Genomic DNA, 16253 nt, shown 5'->3' on the forward strand with positions numbered 1-16253 from the left:
GTGAATGTGTTAATCTTGGGTGCCACCGGCATGTTGGGTTACAGCCTGTTTAGCAATTTGGCTGACAACCCAGCATTGAACGTCACGGGTACAGTGCGCAGCTTAACCGGCAAGGCGGCCTTTTTTGCGCAGTACCAAAAGCAACTGTTGCAAGGTATTGATGTCACCGATATTGCCAGCATTGAACAAGCAATTCTCACTACCAAGCCAGAGGTGGTGATCAATTGTATTGGCTTGATTAAACAGCACGATATTGCCAAGCAGCATGTGGCTGCGATTGAAATTAATGCACTACTACCACATCGGTTGGCTGCTTTGTGTGACCAATATGATGCACGGTTAATCCATTTTTCGACTGACTGTGTGTTTGATGGCAAGCAAGGCATGTATCAGGAAGCTGACTTGCCGACTGCAACGGATCTGTATGGAAAATCTAAGTGCCTAGGTGAGGTTAACTATGGCCGCCACCTAACCTTACGTACCTCGATCATTGGGCATGAGCTGGATTCAGCTGTTAGCTTGATTGATTGGTTTTTAAGCCAATCCGGTGCTGTGAATGGTTTTTCTAAGGCTGTGTTTTCTGGGATGCCTACTTGTTATATCGCCAAACTACTGGCAGACAACATTCTGAACAAGCCTGAGATTTGCGGGTTGTACCATCTGTCTGTCGAACCGATTAATAAGCACAGTTTAATCTCGTTGGTGGCCGACATTTATGGCAAAGATATTGAGATTAATGAGTCAACCCAACTGGTGATTAATCGTTCGCTCGATTCTAGCCGCTTGCGCCAAGCGCTGGATTTGACTGTGCCCAGTTGGCGTGAGTTGATTGAATTTATGCATAACGATTATTTGACAAGGTATGTGTAATGCAAAAGCTAAAAGTGATGACCATTGTTGGTACGCGCCCAGAAATCATTCGGTTATCGCGTACTATCGCCAAGCTGGATGAGTTTTGTGATCATACCTTGGTGCATACTGGTCAGAATTATGATTATGAGCTCAATCAAATATTTTTTGATGATTTAGGTATTCGGGCTCCAGATGTGTTTTTAGAGTGTGCCGGTGGCAACGCCGCCGAAACCATGGCGCAAGTGATCAGCAAGTCAGATAATGTTTTTGCTGAGTTAAAGCCGGACGCTCTCCTTATTTTGGGCGATACCAACAGTGCATTGGCCGCCATTTCGGCCAAGCGTAGAAAAATCCCGATTTTTCATATGGAAGCAGGCAACCGCTGTTTTGATTTGCGGGTGCCGGAAGAGATTAACCGTAAAATTGTCGATCACATTTCTGATGTAAATATGCCCTACAGCGATATTGCACGTGAATATCTGTTAAGCGAAGGCATCAAGCCTGATTTGATCGTTAAAACCGGCAGCCCGATGGATGAGGTGCTGGAATTTTATCAGGGTAAAATACACGCTGCTAATGTGGTATCTCGTTTTTCACTCACTAAGGGGAAATACTTTTTGGTGAGCGTGCACCGTGAAGAAAATGTGGATTCCGATAAAAATATTCACAGTTATGTGAGAGTATTAAATGAGCTTGCAGAGAAATATCAGTATCCGATTATTGTTTCAACCCATCCACGTACCCGCAAAAAAATTGAAGCATTGAATTTAACTTTCCACCCTTTAGTTAATTTGTTAAAGCCACTTGGTTTTAGTGATTATGTGCGCCTGCAAATGGATGCCAAGGTAGTTCTAAGCGATAGCGGTACCATTACGGAAGAGTCATCCATCTTGAACTTCCCTGCCGTCAATATTCGGGAAGCACAAGAGCGCCCAGAAGGGTTCGAAGAAGGGGCGGTGATGTTCACCGGCATGAGTGTTGAGCGGATCCTGCAAGCGATTGAAGTTTTGGAGCAACAACCGCGTGGTGCAACGCGTTTGATCAATAAGGTACAAGATTACATTGCTCCGAATGTATCAGAAAAAGTGCTGCGCACCATTTTAAGCTACACCGATTATGTTAATCGAGTGGTGTGGAGAAAGTCGCTGTGAAGATAGCCCTGTTCCCAGATGATTATTTACCCGATAGCACTTTAGTGCATGCCAAAATGTTCCATGAACTGGCATTAGAGTTTAAAAGGCTTGGCCATGATCCGGTGATAATTACGCCCAGTCATGGCAAACAAACCAAGCGCCTTCAGGTCGATTATTTAGATGGTATAGAAATATGGCGTTTTCGTAACCCGCCTATGCGGGGACAGGGCAAGGTTAAAAGAGCTATAAGTGAAACATTGCTATCTCTCAGTGCTTTCTTAGCAATTAAGGATGCAAAGGATATATATTCATTCGAACTATGTGTTAATTATTCGCCAACTATTTTTTTTGGCCCACTAATGCATTGGCTTAAACGTAATGTGAAGACATTTAATTATTTAGTGTTGCGGGACATGTTCCCACAATGGGTAATAGATGAAGGGTTGATTTCTGCTAAATCGCCAATCGCTTCATATTTCCATTTTTTTGAAAAACTCAATTACAATGCATCAGATTGCATTGGTTTAATGTCTCCTGCTAATGTTGATTATTTTAGAACTCTGCATTCCCAATACAATAATCTACAAGTGCTAAGGAACTGGGCTGATATTAATCCTGCCAGTTTTTCGTCACAGCTTATAGACATCCGGAAGACATATAATTTAAATGACAAAGTCATATTTTTTTATGGCGGTAACATTGGTCACGCTCAAGATATGCGTAATTTATTGCGTTTAGTAAAAAATATGGTGCCATACTCAAGTGCCCATTTTTTGTTTATTGGACAAGGCGATGAATTCGAATTGGTCAAGCAGGCTATAACTGTTGAAAACCTTCACAACCTAACACTGCTCCCTTCAATTAACCAAGATGCATATAAGGAAGTCTTGACGCAGGTTGATGTTGGTTTGTTTTCATTAGCTAAAACGCATAAAGCGCATAACTTTCCAGGGAAGTTACTTGGTTATATGCTTCAGTCTTTGCCTATTCTTGGTAGTGTGAATCAAGGTAATGATGTGATTGATTTCATTAATGGCCAAGGTGCTGGATGGGCATATATTAATGGTGAGGATGATGCGTTGTTAACGGCAGCAATTAATCTTTTAAATGACAAAACGTTGCGTGTTGAAATGGGGATGCGTGGTTATGCTGTTCTTACAGCTAACTTTTCAGTTAAGGTTGCGGCTCAACAGATAATTAATACATTTTTAGAGTCAAAAAAATGACAATATTGCTAACCGGTGCCACCGGCTTTGTGGGTAATGCAGTATTGAAGCAATTAATGCTGCAACCTGATGTAACAGTACGTACTTATGGTCGTCATGCACCCGTTGGAATGAACGCTAACCGTGCTGCCGATACCAGTGCTCAAATGATTGGCCATGTGATGGGGGAGATTAGCGCTGCGGTGGATTATGGCACCGCCTTGGTTGATGTTGAACTGGTCATTCATTGTGCAGCACAAGCGCATATGATGAATAATTTAGAGGATAATGGGGTAGATATTTATCGGGATATTAATGTAGATGGCACATTGCAATTGGCGCGCCAGGCAATTACTGCGGGCGTGAAGCGTTTTATCTTTATCAGTTCTATTAAAGTGAATGGCGAATCGACGATTTATAACCAGCCTTTTACGCATGATTGTGTTGCAGCCCCTGAGGATGCCTACGGGCGATCAAAGCAAGCGGCAGAAGATGGGTTACGACAATTGGTGGCCAGCTCAGGAATGGAGCTGGTTATCATTCGTCCACCACTAGTTTATGGGCCTGGTGTTAAAGGTAATTTTTCTTCATTGCTGACTATTGCAAAAAAAAATCTTCCATTGCCATTGGGAGCTATCAATAACCAACGCAGCATGGTAGCGCTGGCTAATCTGGTTCATTTGATCATCACCTGTATCCGTCATCCACATGCGGCGAATCAAACCTTTTTAGTCAGTGATGATGACGATATTTCAACAACCAAATTGCTTGAGATGATGACGCGTGCAGCGGGTAAACCGCCACGGTTATTACCGGTGCCGATGAGTTGGCTGCAGTTCTTGGGGCGCATGACTGGAAAACAGGCTGTGATAGAGAGACTGTGTGGTAATCTTCAGGTAGATATTAGTCACACCAAACATACGTTGGGTTGGCAACCACCTATATCAGTAGCAGAAGGTATCCAGCGCTGTTTTATTGAGGAAGAATAACTATGTTGATCCGGTTGTTGGATTTTTTCGCAGCTTTTTTTGGTTTGGTGCTGTTGTGGCCCATTTTGCTTATCGTCATTATTATTGGCCAGTTTGACACTGGTTCGCCAATTTTTGTGCAAACCCGAGTTGGTAAACACAAAAAGCCTTTCAAGCTGATTAAGTTTCGCACTATGTCGGTCGATACCCAGTCGGTGGCAAGCCACTTGGCGAGCACAAGTTCGATCACCAAGTTAGGTGCCTTTCTACGCAAGACTAAAATTGATGAACTTCCACAACTGATCAATGTACTTAAAGGTGAGATGAGCTTGGTTGGGCCGAGACCTAACCTCTTTAATCAGGAGGAGCTGATTAAAGAGCGTGATGCCCTAGGCGTTTATGAAGTTTTACCCGGGATTACAGGCTTGGCGCAGGTACAAAATATCGATATGTCGACCCCTGCATTGCTTGCCAAAACAGATCGGCAGATGATCGATAGCCTCACCTTAACTAGCTACTTTCGTTATATCATCATGACGGCAACTGGTAGCGGTGCAGGCGATGCGGTTGGACCGAAATAATATTATAACTAGTTGCTTCACCTAATCTTACTTACCGCTGTTAACGAGATGGTTCCATTATGTTGACCTCTTTCTTGGCTATCCCCCGTGTTTATAAACGGGCCATTAGCATCTGTGCTGATCTGCTATTGCTAACTTTGGCATTCTGGGGTGGTTATTGGGTTCGCCTTGATGACAATATTCCATTGCAGAGTCTGCTGCACTGGCAAATGCTGGCGTTGTTACTACCGATCACTATCGTGATCTTTATACGGTTAGGGCTGTATCGCGCTGTATTACGTTATGTCGGTTTCAAGGTGTTGTGGACTGTGTCGCTTGGTGCTCTTCTTTCCACGATGTCGTTGGTTATGCTGGCATTTTTTATGGGGGTTCCACTTCCTCGTACTGTGTCTGTTATCTATTTTGCTTTTTCGGTGTTGTTGATCGGTGGGGTGCGGCTGTTTTTCCGTGCATTAGTGCAACGCTCCGGTCAGCAACGAGTGGCTGTGCTGATTTATGGTGCAGGTTCTTCCGGTCGGCAGTTGCAACTTGCGTTGAATCAAGGGCAGGAGTACCTGCCAGTGGCGTTTGTCGACGATGATTCCGCATTGGTTAAGACCGTGATCCAAGGGGTGAACGTTTACAGCACTGATGCTATTGAGGCGTTGATTGAGCGTTTTGATATTAAAAAAATCTTGCTGGCTATGCCGAGTGCTTCGCGTAGTGTCAGGCAAGCAGTGATCAATCGATTGGAGCAATGCCCATGTGAGGTTCTCTCTATCCCTGGTATGGCAGACTTGGTTGAGGGGAATGCTCATATCGATGAGCTTAAAGAAGTCAGTATTGAGGATTTGTTGGGGCGTGATGCTGTTGCCCCGATCCCTGAACTGATCAATGCCAATATATCTGGCAAACGGGTAATGGTGACGGGCGCTGGTGGCTCAATCGGCTCTGAGTTATGTCGCCAGATAATCCGTTGCAAACCCGCGCAACTGGTGTTGTTTGAGCTTTCTGAATATGGTCTATATGCCATTGATAAAGAACTGCAAGAAATCAGCAGGCAGGAAGGGTTGCAGGTTGAGATATTGCCATTGCTGGGGTCGGTGCAGCGGCAGCATCGCTTGCAAGCGGTTATGAGTACCTTCCAAATCCAGACGGTTTACCATGCAGCTGCTTACAAACATGTCCCGTTGGTTGAATATAACGTGGTTGAGGGTGTGCGCAATAATGTTTTTGGCACCCTTTATTGTGCACAGGCAGCTATCAGGGCCAAGGTTGAAACCTTTGTGCTGATTTCAACTGATAAGGCGGTACGGCCCACTAACACCATGGGCACCACCAAGCGATTGGCCGAATTGGTATTGCAATCGTTGGCTGCCGCGCAGCAGCAAACCCGTTTTTGCATGGTGCGTTTTGGTAATGTCTTGGGCTCTTCGGGTTCTGTTGTACCGTTGTTTCGCAAGCAGATCCGCGATGGTGGCCCATTGACCTTGACCCACCCTGACATCATTCGTTATTTCATGACCATTCCTGAGGCATCGCAATTGGTGATCCAGGCGGGGGCCATGGGGCAGGGGGGGGATGTGTTTGTGTTGGACATGGGGGAGCCGGTCAAGATCATTGATTTGGCGCACCGTATGATCCGTTTGAGTGGCCTAAAGCTCAAGAGCGACAAATACCCTACTGGTGATATTGAGGTTAAGATAACCGGCTTGCGCCCCGGTGAGAAGCTGTTTGAAGAGCTGCTAATTGGTGAGCAGGTTGAGGGCACTGCCCATCCCCGGATCATGAAAGCATCGGAGTCGATGTTGCCATGGCCACAACTGCGGGCGTTTTTGACCGAGCTCGATAGCGCGTGTTTCCGTTTTGATCATGAGCAGATCCGTAGCCTGCTGTTAAGTATGCCGACGGGTTTTAATCCTACCGACGGGATCTGCGATCTGGTGTGGCAGGCAAAAAATACTTTGCCTCATGAACCGAGCCTTAGTGTGGTCGAGGATATTGATTTTCTTAATTCAGAGAGTCATCAGCCTATGCATTAAAACGGCGTACTTTATGTAATGCACAGTGCTTGTGTGAATGATGGAACTGATAGATGGACAGAGGGACAACATGTTGAGGATCAATAGCTTGTTTGGGCCGAAGCAATCCTCTGTCCTCATCAGGGGCAATGTTCTGTCAGGGTGTAGCCTTTAAGCATGTCTTGTCAGTCAGCCTTATATCGCAGAAATGCTAGCTTGAATATGTTGAAAATTCTCGTTACCGGTGGCGCAGGCTTTATCGGCTCTGCCGTGGTGCGCCATATCATCCGTGATACCCAGGATGCCGTTATCAATCTCGATAAACTCACCTATGCCGGCAATCTGGAATCCTTGGCCGATGTATCGACAAGCGAGCGTTATGTGTTTGAGCAGGTCGATATCTGCAGCCGTGCCGAGCTGGATAGGGTGTTTACCCTGCACCAGCCGGATGCCGTGATGCATCTGGCCGCCGAGAGTCATGTTGACCGCTCCATCACAGGCTCGGCTGACTTTATCGAGACCAATATCGTTGGCACCTATATGTTGCTGGAAGCGGCACGTGCCTATTGGAACGGTCTGGACGAGGTACGCAAGGCGGCCTTCCGTTTCCACCATATCTCCACCGATGAGGTGTATGGGGATCTGCCCCATCCGGATGAAGTGGCTGCCGGTGAGCCACTGCCGCTCTTTACCGAAACCACTCCTTACGCCCCCAGCAGCCCCTATTCTGCCTCCAAGGCTTCCAGCGACCATCTGGTACGCGCCTGGCGCCGTACTTACGGCCTGCCGACCATCGTCACCAACTGTTCCAACAACTACGGCCCTTATCACTTCCCCGAGAAGCTGATCCCGCTGGTGATCCTCAATGCACTGGATGGCAAGCCGCTGCCGGTCTATGGCAAGGGCGACCAGATCCGTGACTGGCTCTATGTAGAAGATCATGCGCGCGCGCTCTACAAGGTGGTGACTACTGGCTTGGTCGGGGAGACCTACAACATCGGCGGTCACAACGAGAAGCAGAATCTGGAGGTGGTACACACCATCTGCGATCTGCTGGACGAGATGGTGCCAAAAGCGGGCTCTTATCGTGAGCAAATCACCTATGTGGCGGATCGTCCCGGTCACGATCGCCGCTATGCGATCGATGCGACCAAGATGAGCAGTGAGCTTGCTTGGCAACCGCAAGAAACGTTCGAGTCGGGCATTCGCAAAACCGTGCAGTGGTATCTGGATAACCAGCTGTGGGTCAGCAACGTGAAGAGCGGTGCCTACCAATCCTGGATTGAGCAGCACTATTCCGCGATTGAACAGAACGATGGGGAGCGTGCCTGATGTATATTCTGCTGTTTGGCAAAAACGGCCAGGTAGGCTGGGAGCTGCAGCGCGCACTGGCGCCGCTCGGGCGCATCACGGCCGTTGATTTTGACTCCACCGACTATTGCGGCGATTTAAGTAACCCGGCAGGGGTGGCCGAAACGGTACGTCTGGTCAAGCCGGATGTGATTGTCAACGCAGCGGCCCATACCGCAGTGGACAAAGCAGAGAGCGAGCGGGAGTTTGCCGAGCTGCTCAACGCAACCAGCGTGGCAGCGATAGCCAAAGAAGCGGAAGCATTGGGTGCCTGGTTGGTGCATTACTCCACCGACTATGTGTTCGATGGTAGCGGCGAGCGCCCCTGGGTGGAAACCGATGCAACGGCACCGCTCAACGTCTATGGCGAAACCAAGTTGGCGGGTGAGCAAGGCGCCGCTATTTGCTCCCGTCACCTGATCTTCCGCACCAGCTGGGTCTACGCCGCCCGTGGTGCCAACTTTGCCAAGACGATGCTGCGTTTTTGCAAAGAGCGTAACGAGATGTCAGTCATCAATGACCAGTTCGGCGCCCCGACTGGCGCCGAGTTGCTGGCCGATTGTACCGCTCATGCGATCCGCGTGGCGCAGTGCAAACCCGAGGTCGCCGGGCTGTACCATCTGATTGCCTCCGGTACCACCACCTGGTTTGACTACGCCCAGCTGGTGTTTGCCAAAGCCAGAGAAGCCGGGGTTGAACTGGCTGTCACGCAACTCAACGCTGTGCCGACCAGTGCCTTTCCGACCCCGGCCAAACGCCCCCATAACTCCCGCCTTGATACCAGCAAATTCCAGCGTACCTTCGATCTGGTGCTGCCGGACTGGACCGTCGGTGTAGAGCGGATGTTAACCGAGATCCTGGGCAAATAAATCACTGGTCAGGGATGTGTTGAACACCTCCCTGGCTGGCAGGGATAAAACAGAAAGGTGTGGCCACTAGCCACCCTTTTCTTTTGCAATTTAAAAATAAGAAACAAGCATCATGACCAAACGTAAAGGCATTATTCTGGCCGGTGGCTCAGGCTCCCGTCTCTATCCGGTGACCATGGCGGTGAGCAAGCAGCTGCTGCCCATCTATGACAAGCCGATGATCTACTACCCGCTTAGCACTCTGATGCTGGCGGGTATTCGCGATATCTTGATCATCAGCACGCCGCAAGATACCCCCCGTTTTGAGCAACTGCTGGGTGATGGCAACCAGTGGGGCCTGAACTTGCAATACAAGGTGCAGCCAAGTCCGGACGGATTGGCTCAGGCCTTTATTCTGGGTGAAGAGTTCATCGGTTCAGACCCCTGTGCGCTGGTGTTGGGCGACAACATCTTCTACGGTCACGACCTGCAGAAACAGCTTGAAGCGGCGGCAGCCAAAGAGAGTGGCGCTACCGTCTTTGCCTACCACGTGCATGACCCCGAGCGTTATGGGGTGGTGGAATTTGATAAAGAGGGTACCGCTATCTCTCTGGAAGAGAAGCCACTGGAGCCCAAGAGCAACTATGCGGTCACCGGCCTCTATTTCTACGACAACAGCGTGGTAGAGATTGCCAAGAGCCTGAAGCCATCGCCTCGTGGTGAGCTGGAAATAACTGATATCAGTAATCATTACCTTGCTACAGAGCAATTGACAGTCGCCATAATGGGGCGCGGCTATGCCTGGCTCGATACCGGAACCCATGAAGCCCTGCTTGAAGCGAGTAACTTTATTCAGACCATCGAAAGGCGTCAGGGATTAAAGGTTGCGTGTCCGGAAGAGATTGCCTTTCGCAAGGGGTTTATCAATGCCGAGCAGTTGCGCGCACTTGCTATCCCGTTGGCAAAAAATGAATATTGTCAATACCTGCTAAGGTTACTTGCCGCGCAGCCTGATGTGTGAGTCAGGTGGGATTTTCGAGCTTAAGGGGACGTTCGGTCGAAGAAGTCAAACTGTAAGCAAGTGGTCATCTGGTTCTTTTCGCATGGGGTTATCAATGCAATATCGTGCAACATCGCTAGCGGGGGTGATGATCCTTACGCCTACGACTTTTTCGGATCATCGTGGTCAATTTCGTGAGTGTTTTCGTCAAGATGAGTTTGAAAAGCACTGTGGTCATTATCCGCTGGTGCAAGACAATCTGAGCCGCTCGGTCGGGGGCACGTTACGTGGCTTGCATTACCAATGCAGCAGACCACAGGGCAAGCTGGTGCAGGTCATCAGCGGAACCATTTTTGATGTGGTGGTCGATATTCGGCCTGCGTCACCAACGTACGGGCAATGGTTGGGTTGTCTATTAAATGCAGAACTTGGTGAGCTTATCTGGGTTCCCCCCGGTTTTGCGCATGGTTTTTATGTGGTCAGCGATAGAGCTGATGTTTTTTACAGATGTAGTGATTATTATCATCCCGGTGATGAAGCTGCTATTCGATGGGATAGCCCTAACCTGGCGATCAAATGGCCACTATCTGAACAGTGGCCTTTATTGCTATCGGATAAAGACCGCCAAGCACCTTTTTTTGTTGGTGCCCCTTAATGGTATTCCTGTTGTAAAATTTTTAACATTAATAATGAAGAGAGAGAAATGAGCAAAAAAACGCCAATCATTCCTGAGCCGTGGGTACAAGTACCGACATCAGATGAGATAGATCTGCGAGAGTTGGTGCTGGTGCTGTGGCGTCAAAAAGTTCTGATATTGTTGGTGACTGGCGTGTTTGCTATGGGGGGTATTGCCTACGCTCTATTGTCGCCACAAGTTTGGTCGGCCAAGGCGGTGATCTTTGAGCCGCGTAGCGAAGATCTGCGTCCTCTATCACGAATGGCCAACCAAGCTACACTATTTGGGATAAGCGGTTTTCCCAGTGGACAGGAGTTGTATGATGAGTTCGTTCGTGAGTTCAACTCTTATGAGAATCGTCGCGATTTTTTGAAGAGCAGTTCCTTCTTCCAAGAACAAGTCCAGTCGGCTCAGTTGGATTCGCGTGAACAACGCCTGTGGTTACGTAAGTGGGCCGAGTTAATCACTGCTGAGGCCGTGGATAGAAAGGGGGAAAGACCCGGGATTATCATTACGAGCAGTGCAGAAAATTCAAGTCAGGCATTAACGTTGCTGGAAACCTATATTCAATTCATTATTTCAAAGCAACAGCACGAAATAGTCAGTAAACTGAAGGAAAAACAGTCAGCTGATATTTCTATTTTGAGCACTAGCTTGCAATTAATCAAAGAAGATGCCGAACGTGCGTTAAAAAATGATATTGATAATCTGGCTCTGACTATATCAATTGCCAAAGCTGCTGGCGTTGAGCAACCACTGACTAACTATAATAACGATGATCGCTTTGCACCCACTTTAGGCACTAAAGGGTTGGAAGAAAAACTGAAGGTGCTCAAAACTCTAGATCTGACCACATATCAACCTAAATTAACCGAGCTTCAGGTGAAGATTGATCGTCTCAAGCTTGTCAAAATGGATGATATTAGCTTCAGACCCTTCTCGTATCTTGATGCTCCAGAAGAGCCACTAAGCCGTGATAAACCCAAACGTCCATTGATAGTGGTATTGGCAACCCTTCTCGGTGGTATGCTTGGGGTCGCAATTGTGCTGGTACGCCATGCTTTTCGTCGGCCAGAAGCGGCATAATGTGAGTGGTTGACTGAGTGGAGGGGGCAATTTGCCCCCTTTCTTTTTATTGATATCTTCGGTGTCCTTTCAATGTTGGGTTGGCCTAAGGAGCTGGGCTGTGACGTTAACACGAATCATGATGGTTTTATGTGTGCTCTACTGGCTGCTGGGTATGCACTTTTTTATGCACAATCCGGGAGGTGCAGCGCTGTATCTGCCATTTAACGCATGGGGATGGGTATTTGCCTCGTTCGCTATTGGGCTGGGATTGTGGCAAGTGACGCTACGCCAGCGTCTGGCCTTTTCTCCTTTGCAAGCAGGTTTATGGATAGGTGCTTTCTTACTGTTGCTCCCTATGCTCTATTTAGGGTTTGAACTTAAGGATTTTGCCATTCCCAGATTGCTGGGGCTTTTTGCTGGTCTGCTGTTTTTGTTCGGTCTCTACCAATGGCGATTTAATCGGTTGCAGCGTGACCGATTGCTCTATCTCGTCCTGATTGCAATCGCAATAGAGGCTGTGATTGGTATGGTGCAATTCTATCTATTGACGCCAGGTAACTGGATTGGCTATGACACCAAGGTCAATCGCCCATATGGGATATTCCAGCAGCCAAATGTGATGGCAACCTTTATGGCAACAGGGGTTGCCCTTGCTATCTGGCTGGAATTACGTAGCGAGGGGAGTCGCTTGCTGATGACTCTGCGCTATGGCGTCATTCTATCTGCGGCACTGTTACTGGTTGTTTTACAATCCCGAGTGGGCCAATTAGGTGGCCTTTTAGCCCTGTTTTTATTGTGGCCGCAACTGTATCGTCACCAATTGCTCTGGCGCGTATTGGCTCTGATTATATCGGCGGTAGTGATTGGCCTGCTATCACAATACTGGATGGCAGGAGCCAAGCGTGGGCTGGAGATCTACCAGTCTGGTGGCATGCGTTCCATTTATTGGCCATATGCGATAAAGCTGATTTTGCAGGCACCCTGGACAGGGTGGGGGTATGGCAGTTTTGAGTCTGTATTTCTGCATCACTATATGGCGGATAAAGCGCTGAATCCTAGTATGGTTCAGATTGAATACAACCTGGATCATCCACACAATGAATTTCTCTACTGGGCTGTTGAAGGTGGCATTGCCCCTATGGTCGGAATGGTGATCATGGGAGGCGCACTATTGTGGCGGCTGAGTAAGACTAGATTGAGTCATGGAATGGCGTTGTTGGCGCTGGTTACCCCCATCTTGTTGCATACCCAGACAGAATATCCTCTCTATCATGCTATCGCATTGTGGTGGCTGCTTCTGACGCTTATTTACTTCATTGATGCTGAGGTTGAAGAAGCCGCCCTTACCAATGATGGGCGTACCACATGGTGGGAATTTGAGTATCGCCCTTGGTTGTTATTACGTTTTATGGCAATTGCGATCCCTTTGGTCGTGGTTCCTTTTATGCTGACTGCGATCCATACCGCCTGGGTAGTTACCAAATATGAGCGAGGTGGCTATAAGGAACCGACCTTGTTGCTGGATATAGTTAATCCAATGGCATGGTTGACCAGAGTCGAGTTCGATGTGAACTCGGTTCGTCTTATGGTTGGTTTGCAGACCCATAACAAAGGTGAACTTGAAGCTTATCTTGATTGGGGTAAAGAGTTTGTTCGCCATACGCCAAGAGCCAATATATACGCCAATATGGTCATAGCTCTTAATGCACTGGGGCGGATTGAGGAGGCCAATGCACTGCGCCGTGAGGCATTGGTGCTATACCCAACCGAGCCTTTATTGACAGGCTCTATAGCCACCTCAGTGATCAATAGCGTTGATCAGCGAGCCAATAGTGCAGCAAAGGAAGCCAAGAGACAGTAATCTCACGGGAAAGCCAGTTCTTAAAGTGCTGCCTTTCCTATTGGTTACTACCTTTGCCGCTGTAGAAATCAAGAACCAGCTATCAGGGTCATCATAACATGATGATTTATATGGATAAGATAATTTTTTGATGGCAATTTATTCGAGGGTTTAATAGGGGAAGGGGTATATCATTAACCACTGAGTTTGCAGACCTACTCTCCTGATTTGATATAGTGGATCGTGTTGCGCTGTGCTTTTTACTGAGATATCTCTCATGACTATCAAACATAGACTTGGCCGATGCAGAGTGGGGTCATCGGCACTATGTGGTAATTATGAGTCTATCTCTGTCGTTTATTTATCCTTGTTTTTTCAGAACGGCAGCCTAGCATAAGCGTGTTTCATCTATTATCTGTGTTCTCTTTTGCGAACACAGACAACCACTGCTGACTTAACTGCGAATAAAAAGCTTGAAGTAAATAAAAACTGTATGTTGTCGTGAATTGTCCATGCTATTCTAAAACCGTTATCTCTGTGACCGATTTTTGTGAGGAAATAATGAACGAGTTTCTGAAAGTTCTGCTGAACATTCGTAGTCTGCGTGCGGCTATTCGTGAGCTGCCGTTTGAGCAATTGCTGGAAGCTAAAGAGAAGTTTGATCTGGTTTATCAAGAGCGCGCTGATTCTGTTGAGCAGGAGCGTGCCGAGCAGGAAGAGCGTCAGCGCAAGCTGAGTGAATTCACCGAAATGCTGCAGCAGGCTGGCATTGATCCTCGTGAGCTGCTGGCTAGTGCCGCTGCTCCGGCTGCTGCGACTGGTGCTGCCAAGAGCAAGCGTGCTCCGCGTCCTGCTAAATACAAGTACGAAGAAGATGGTCAGGAAAAAACCTGGACCGGTCAAGGCCGTATGCCGAAAGCCATTGCTGCTCAAGTAGCGCTGGGCAAAGACCTGAACGATTTCCTGATCTGATTTTGTCAGTTTGGATATCCGATAATGCCGCCTCTGTGCGGCATTATTTTTGTCTGCTGCATATTCTCACTGGATTATTCAATCCGCTTGCCACTATTTTTCTTCCCTCTTTGTGAACTGGTTTTCCGTAAACCTTATCTCTAGCATTTTATGAGCTGCGGTAAATGCAGGTAGTGCGCGCCTCGACCCCGACAAGGGTTGTTTACCTTGTATGTCTTTGCTTCAAAAATGATGGGAAGGGAGATATGACAACAGAAATACAAGTTCATCAAGCGTTATCTCTCATTCTGCATATTTCTAGACAAGGGGGCGCGTTGGAGGGGGGAAGTAAAAAGAGAGAAAAATTTGAGAGGAATCTACAAGGCCCCACCCGCTTTCACGAGGTGGGGCATGTTGATTATCGGGTCAGGTTATCGCTGCCGCCGATGGCACGATAGACCTTCGCTGTAGTGTTGAGTTGTTCCTTCTGCTGAGCCAGCAGGCTTTGCTCGGCGTCCCACAGGCGGTTCTGCTCGTCGAGCCAGGCCTGAACTCCGGTAGCCCCAGCTTCAAAGCGCGCCTTGGCCAATCGCTCAGACTCTTTGGCATACCCGAGTTGTTCCTGCAGGTAGCTGAGCCGCTGTTGGCCGTAGCTTCGTGCTGCCAGATTGTCTTCTACCTCGACCAGTGCGGTATAGAGCTGCTTGCGAAACTCGGTTTCGGCAATCTGGTAATCAACTTGTGAGCTCGCAATAGCAAGACGGGTGTGGTTGTACTCAAGGAAGGGGAGGGCAAGGGTTGCACCCAGAGAGCCGACCGGATTTTGCAGCACCTGCGCCAGTCTGTCCGAGGCTGTGCTGGCACTGCCGGTCAGGGTGAGGCCCGGATAAAAACCGGTACGGATCTCGTCCCCTCTGGCCAGGGTTTTGCGCAGCCGCAGCTCCGCCGCTTTCACATCGGGGCGACGGGCCAGCAGATCGGCGGGAATGCCGACAGCCAGTTCAGGAATGGGCCGGGTTGTCAGCGAAGTCGGTGCATACTCCAGCTGTCCGTGGCTGCGGCCAAGCAGCAGGCGCAAGGCATTACGGGCCTGCTCCTGCTGTGCCTTGAGAGAGGCGAGCTCAGCCTGTTTGCCCGCTTGCTGCTGGCGGGCCTGTGCCAGATCGAGTCGGGTGATGGCTCCGGCCTTGTATTTGGCCTGTGTCAGCTGCTCGGTGCGGGCCAGGTTGGTCAGCTGTTGTTCGCTCAAGGTAATGGCCGAAGCGAGATAGCCAAGCTGCCAATATTGTTCAAGGCTATTGCCGATAAGCAGCAGACGGGTGCTGGCAAGATCCTGCTCGCTGGCAGCAGCTTCCCAGCTTGCTTGATCCCGCGCCGATGCCAGCTTGCCCCACAGGTCCACTTCATAGCTCAGGCCAAGTGATGGCCCCATACTGCTGGTTGATTTACCACTCTTCAGATCCTTGTTGCTACTCGCGCCCAGGCTGCCATTGACCGAGGGGGTGAGATTGGTATCGGCCTGATCAGCACCCAGCCGGGCGCTCTTGAGCTTGAGGGCGGCAATGCGCATGTCCGGGTTGGCGGCCAGCACAGCCTCAACCAGCTGGTTGAGCTGCGGGTCGTGAAAGGCTTGCCACCAGGGGCCAGCCTGGGTGGCAAGCTGTTCGCTGTTCGCCTGCTGCCAGACGGGAGCGATGGCGAGATCTTGCCGGTGATAGGTGCTCTGCTGGCTGCAGCCACCAAGGGCGATACTGAGGGCCAGCCAGGATAATTTGTACATG

At 48.9% G+C, this 16253-nt stretch carries 14 protein-coding genes; 13 read left to right on the forward strand and 1 reads right to left on the reverse strand.

What is annotated here, in order from left to right:
- The 13 genes from I6L40_RS09260 (at position 1) to I6L40_RS09320 (ending at position 14493) form a co-directional block, all read left to right on the forward strand.
- Positions 1-870, forward strand: a complete 870-nt coding sequence (locus I6L40_RS09260; RefSeq protein ID WP_071911869.1) for an SDR family oxidoreductase — start codon at positions 1-3, stop codon at positions 868-870.
- Entirely contained in the window at positions 870-2003 is a 1134-nt protein-coding gene (wecB, locus tag I6L40_RS09265; RefSeq protein ID WP_071911868.1) for a non-hydrolyzing UDP-N-acetylglucosamine 2-epimerase, read from the forward strand. The genes I6L40_RS09260 and wecB overlap by 1 nt, the downstream gene beginning before the upstream one ends.
- Positions 2000-3211: a glycosyltransferase family 4 protein gene (locus I6L40_RS09270; RefSeq protein WP_216995327.1), complete on the forward strand. Its 1212-nt coding sequence runs from the start codon at positions 2000-2002 to the stop codon at positions 3209-3211. Before wecB ends, I6L40_RS09270 begins: the two co-directional genes overlap by 4 nt.
- Entirely contained in the window at positions 3208-4179 is a 972-nt protein-coding gene (locus I6L40_RS09275; RefSeq protein WP_071911864.1) for an SDR family oxidoreductase, read from the forward strand. Before I6L40_RS09270 ends, I6L40_RS09275 begins: the two co-directional genes overlap by 4 nt.
- Positions 4180-4181: 2 nt before the next feature.
- On the forward strand, positions 4182-4739 hold the full coding sequence (locus I6L40_RS09280) for a sugar transferase (RefSeq protein ID WP_143241733.1): 558 nt from the start codon (positions 4182-4184) through the stop codon (positions 4737-4739).
- Between the two features lie 59 nt (positions 4740-4798).
- Positions 4799-6760, forward strand: a complete 1962-nt coding sequence (locus I6L40_RS09285; protein ID WP_071911862.1) for a nucleoside-diphosphate sugar epimerase/dehydratase — start codon at positions 4799-4801, stop codon at positions 6758-6760.
- A 204-nt stretch (positions 6761-6964) separates the two neighbouring features.
- On the forward strand, positions 6965-8071 hold the full coding sequence (rfbB, locus tag I6L40_RS09290) for a dTDP-glucose 4,6-dehydratase (RefSeq protein ID WP_071911973.1): 1107 nt from the start codon (positions 6965-6967) through the stop codon (positions 8069-8071).
- Positions 8071-8958 carry a dTDP-4-dehydrorhamnose reductase gene (rfbD, locus tag I6L40_RS09295; RefSeq protein ID WP_071911860.1) on the forward strand — a complete coding sequence of 296 codons (888 nt, stop codon included), beginning with the start codon at positions 8071-8073 and terminating at the stop codon, positions 8956-8958. Before rfbB ends, rfbD begins: the two co-directional genes overlap by 1 nt.
- A 112-nt stretch (positions 8959-9070) precedes the next feature.
- Positions 9071-9958 carry a glucose-1-phosphate thymidylyltransferase RfbA gene (rfbA, locus tag I6L40_RS09300; protein ID WP_071911858.1) on the forward strand — a complete coding sequence of 296 codons (888 nt, stop codon included), beginning with the start codon at positions 9071-9073 and terminating at the stop codon, positions 9956-9958.
- A gap of 94 nt (positions 9959-10052) precedes the next feature.
- Complete coding sequence (gene rfbC, locus I6L40_RS09305) at positions 10053-10592, forward strand: dTDP-4-dehydrorhamnose 3,5-epimerase (RefSeq protein ID WP_071911856.1); 540 nt, start codon at positions 10053-10055, stop codon at positions 10590-10592.
- 48 nt (positions 10593-10640) lie between these two features.
- Positions 10641-11699 carry an LPS O-antigen chain length determinant protein WzzB gene (locus I6L40_RS09310; RefSeq protein ID WP_083593422.1) on the forward strand — a complete coding sequence of 353 codons (1059 nt, stop codon included), beginning with the start codon at positions 10641-10643 and terminating at the stop codon, positions 11697-11699.
- A 118-nt stretch (positions 11700-11817) separates the two neighbouring features.
- Complete coding sequence (locus I6L40_RS09315; RefSeq protein ID WP_216995418.1) at positions 11818-13542, forward strand: PglL family O-oligosaccharyltransferase; 1725 nt, start codon at positions 11818-11820, stop codon at positions 13540-13542.
- Between the two features lie 540 nt (positions 13543-14082).
- Positions 14083-14493, forward strand: coding sequence for an H-NS family nucleoid-associated regulatory protein (locus tag I6L40_RS09320; protein WP_104015297.1), 411 nt, complete (start codon positions 14083-14085; stop codon positions 14491-14493).
- Positions 14494-14890: 397 nt separating this feature from the next.
- Here I6L40_RS09320 and I6L40_RS09325 read toward each other — a convergent pair whose 3' ends face one another.
- A complete protein-coding gene (locus tag I6L40_RS09325; protein WP_216995328.1) occupies positions 14891-16252 on the reverse strand; it encodes an efflux transporter outer membrane subunit in 1362 nt (453 codons plus the stop codon).
- Position 16253: the final 1 nt, after the last annotated feature.

Origin of the sequence: Aeromonas sp. FDAARGOS 1410 (assembly GCF_019048745.1) — a bacterium.
In the GTDB taxonomy this organism is placed as follows: Bacteria; Pseudomonadota; Gammaproteobacteria; order Enterobacterales; family Aeromonadaceae; genus Aeromonas; species Aeromonas jandaei.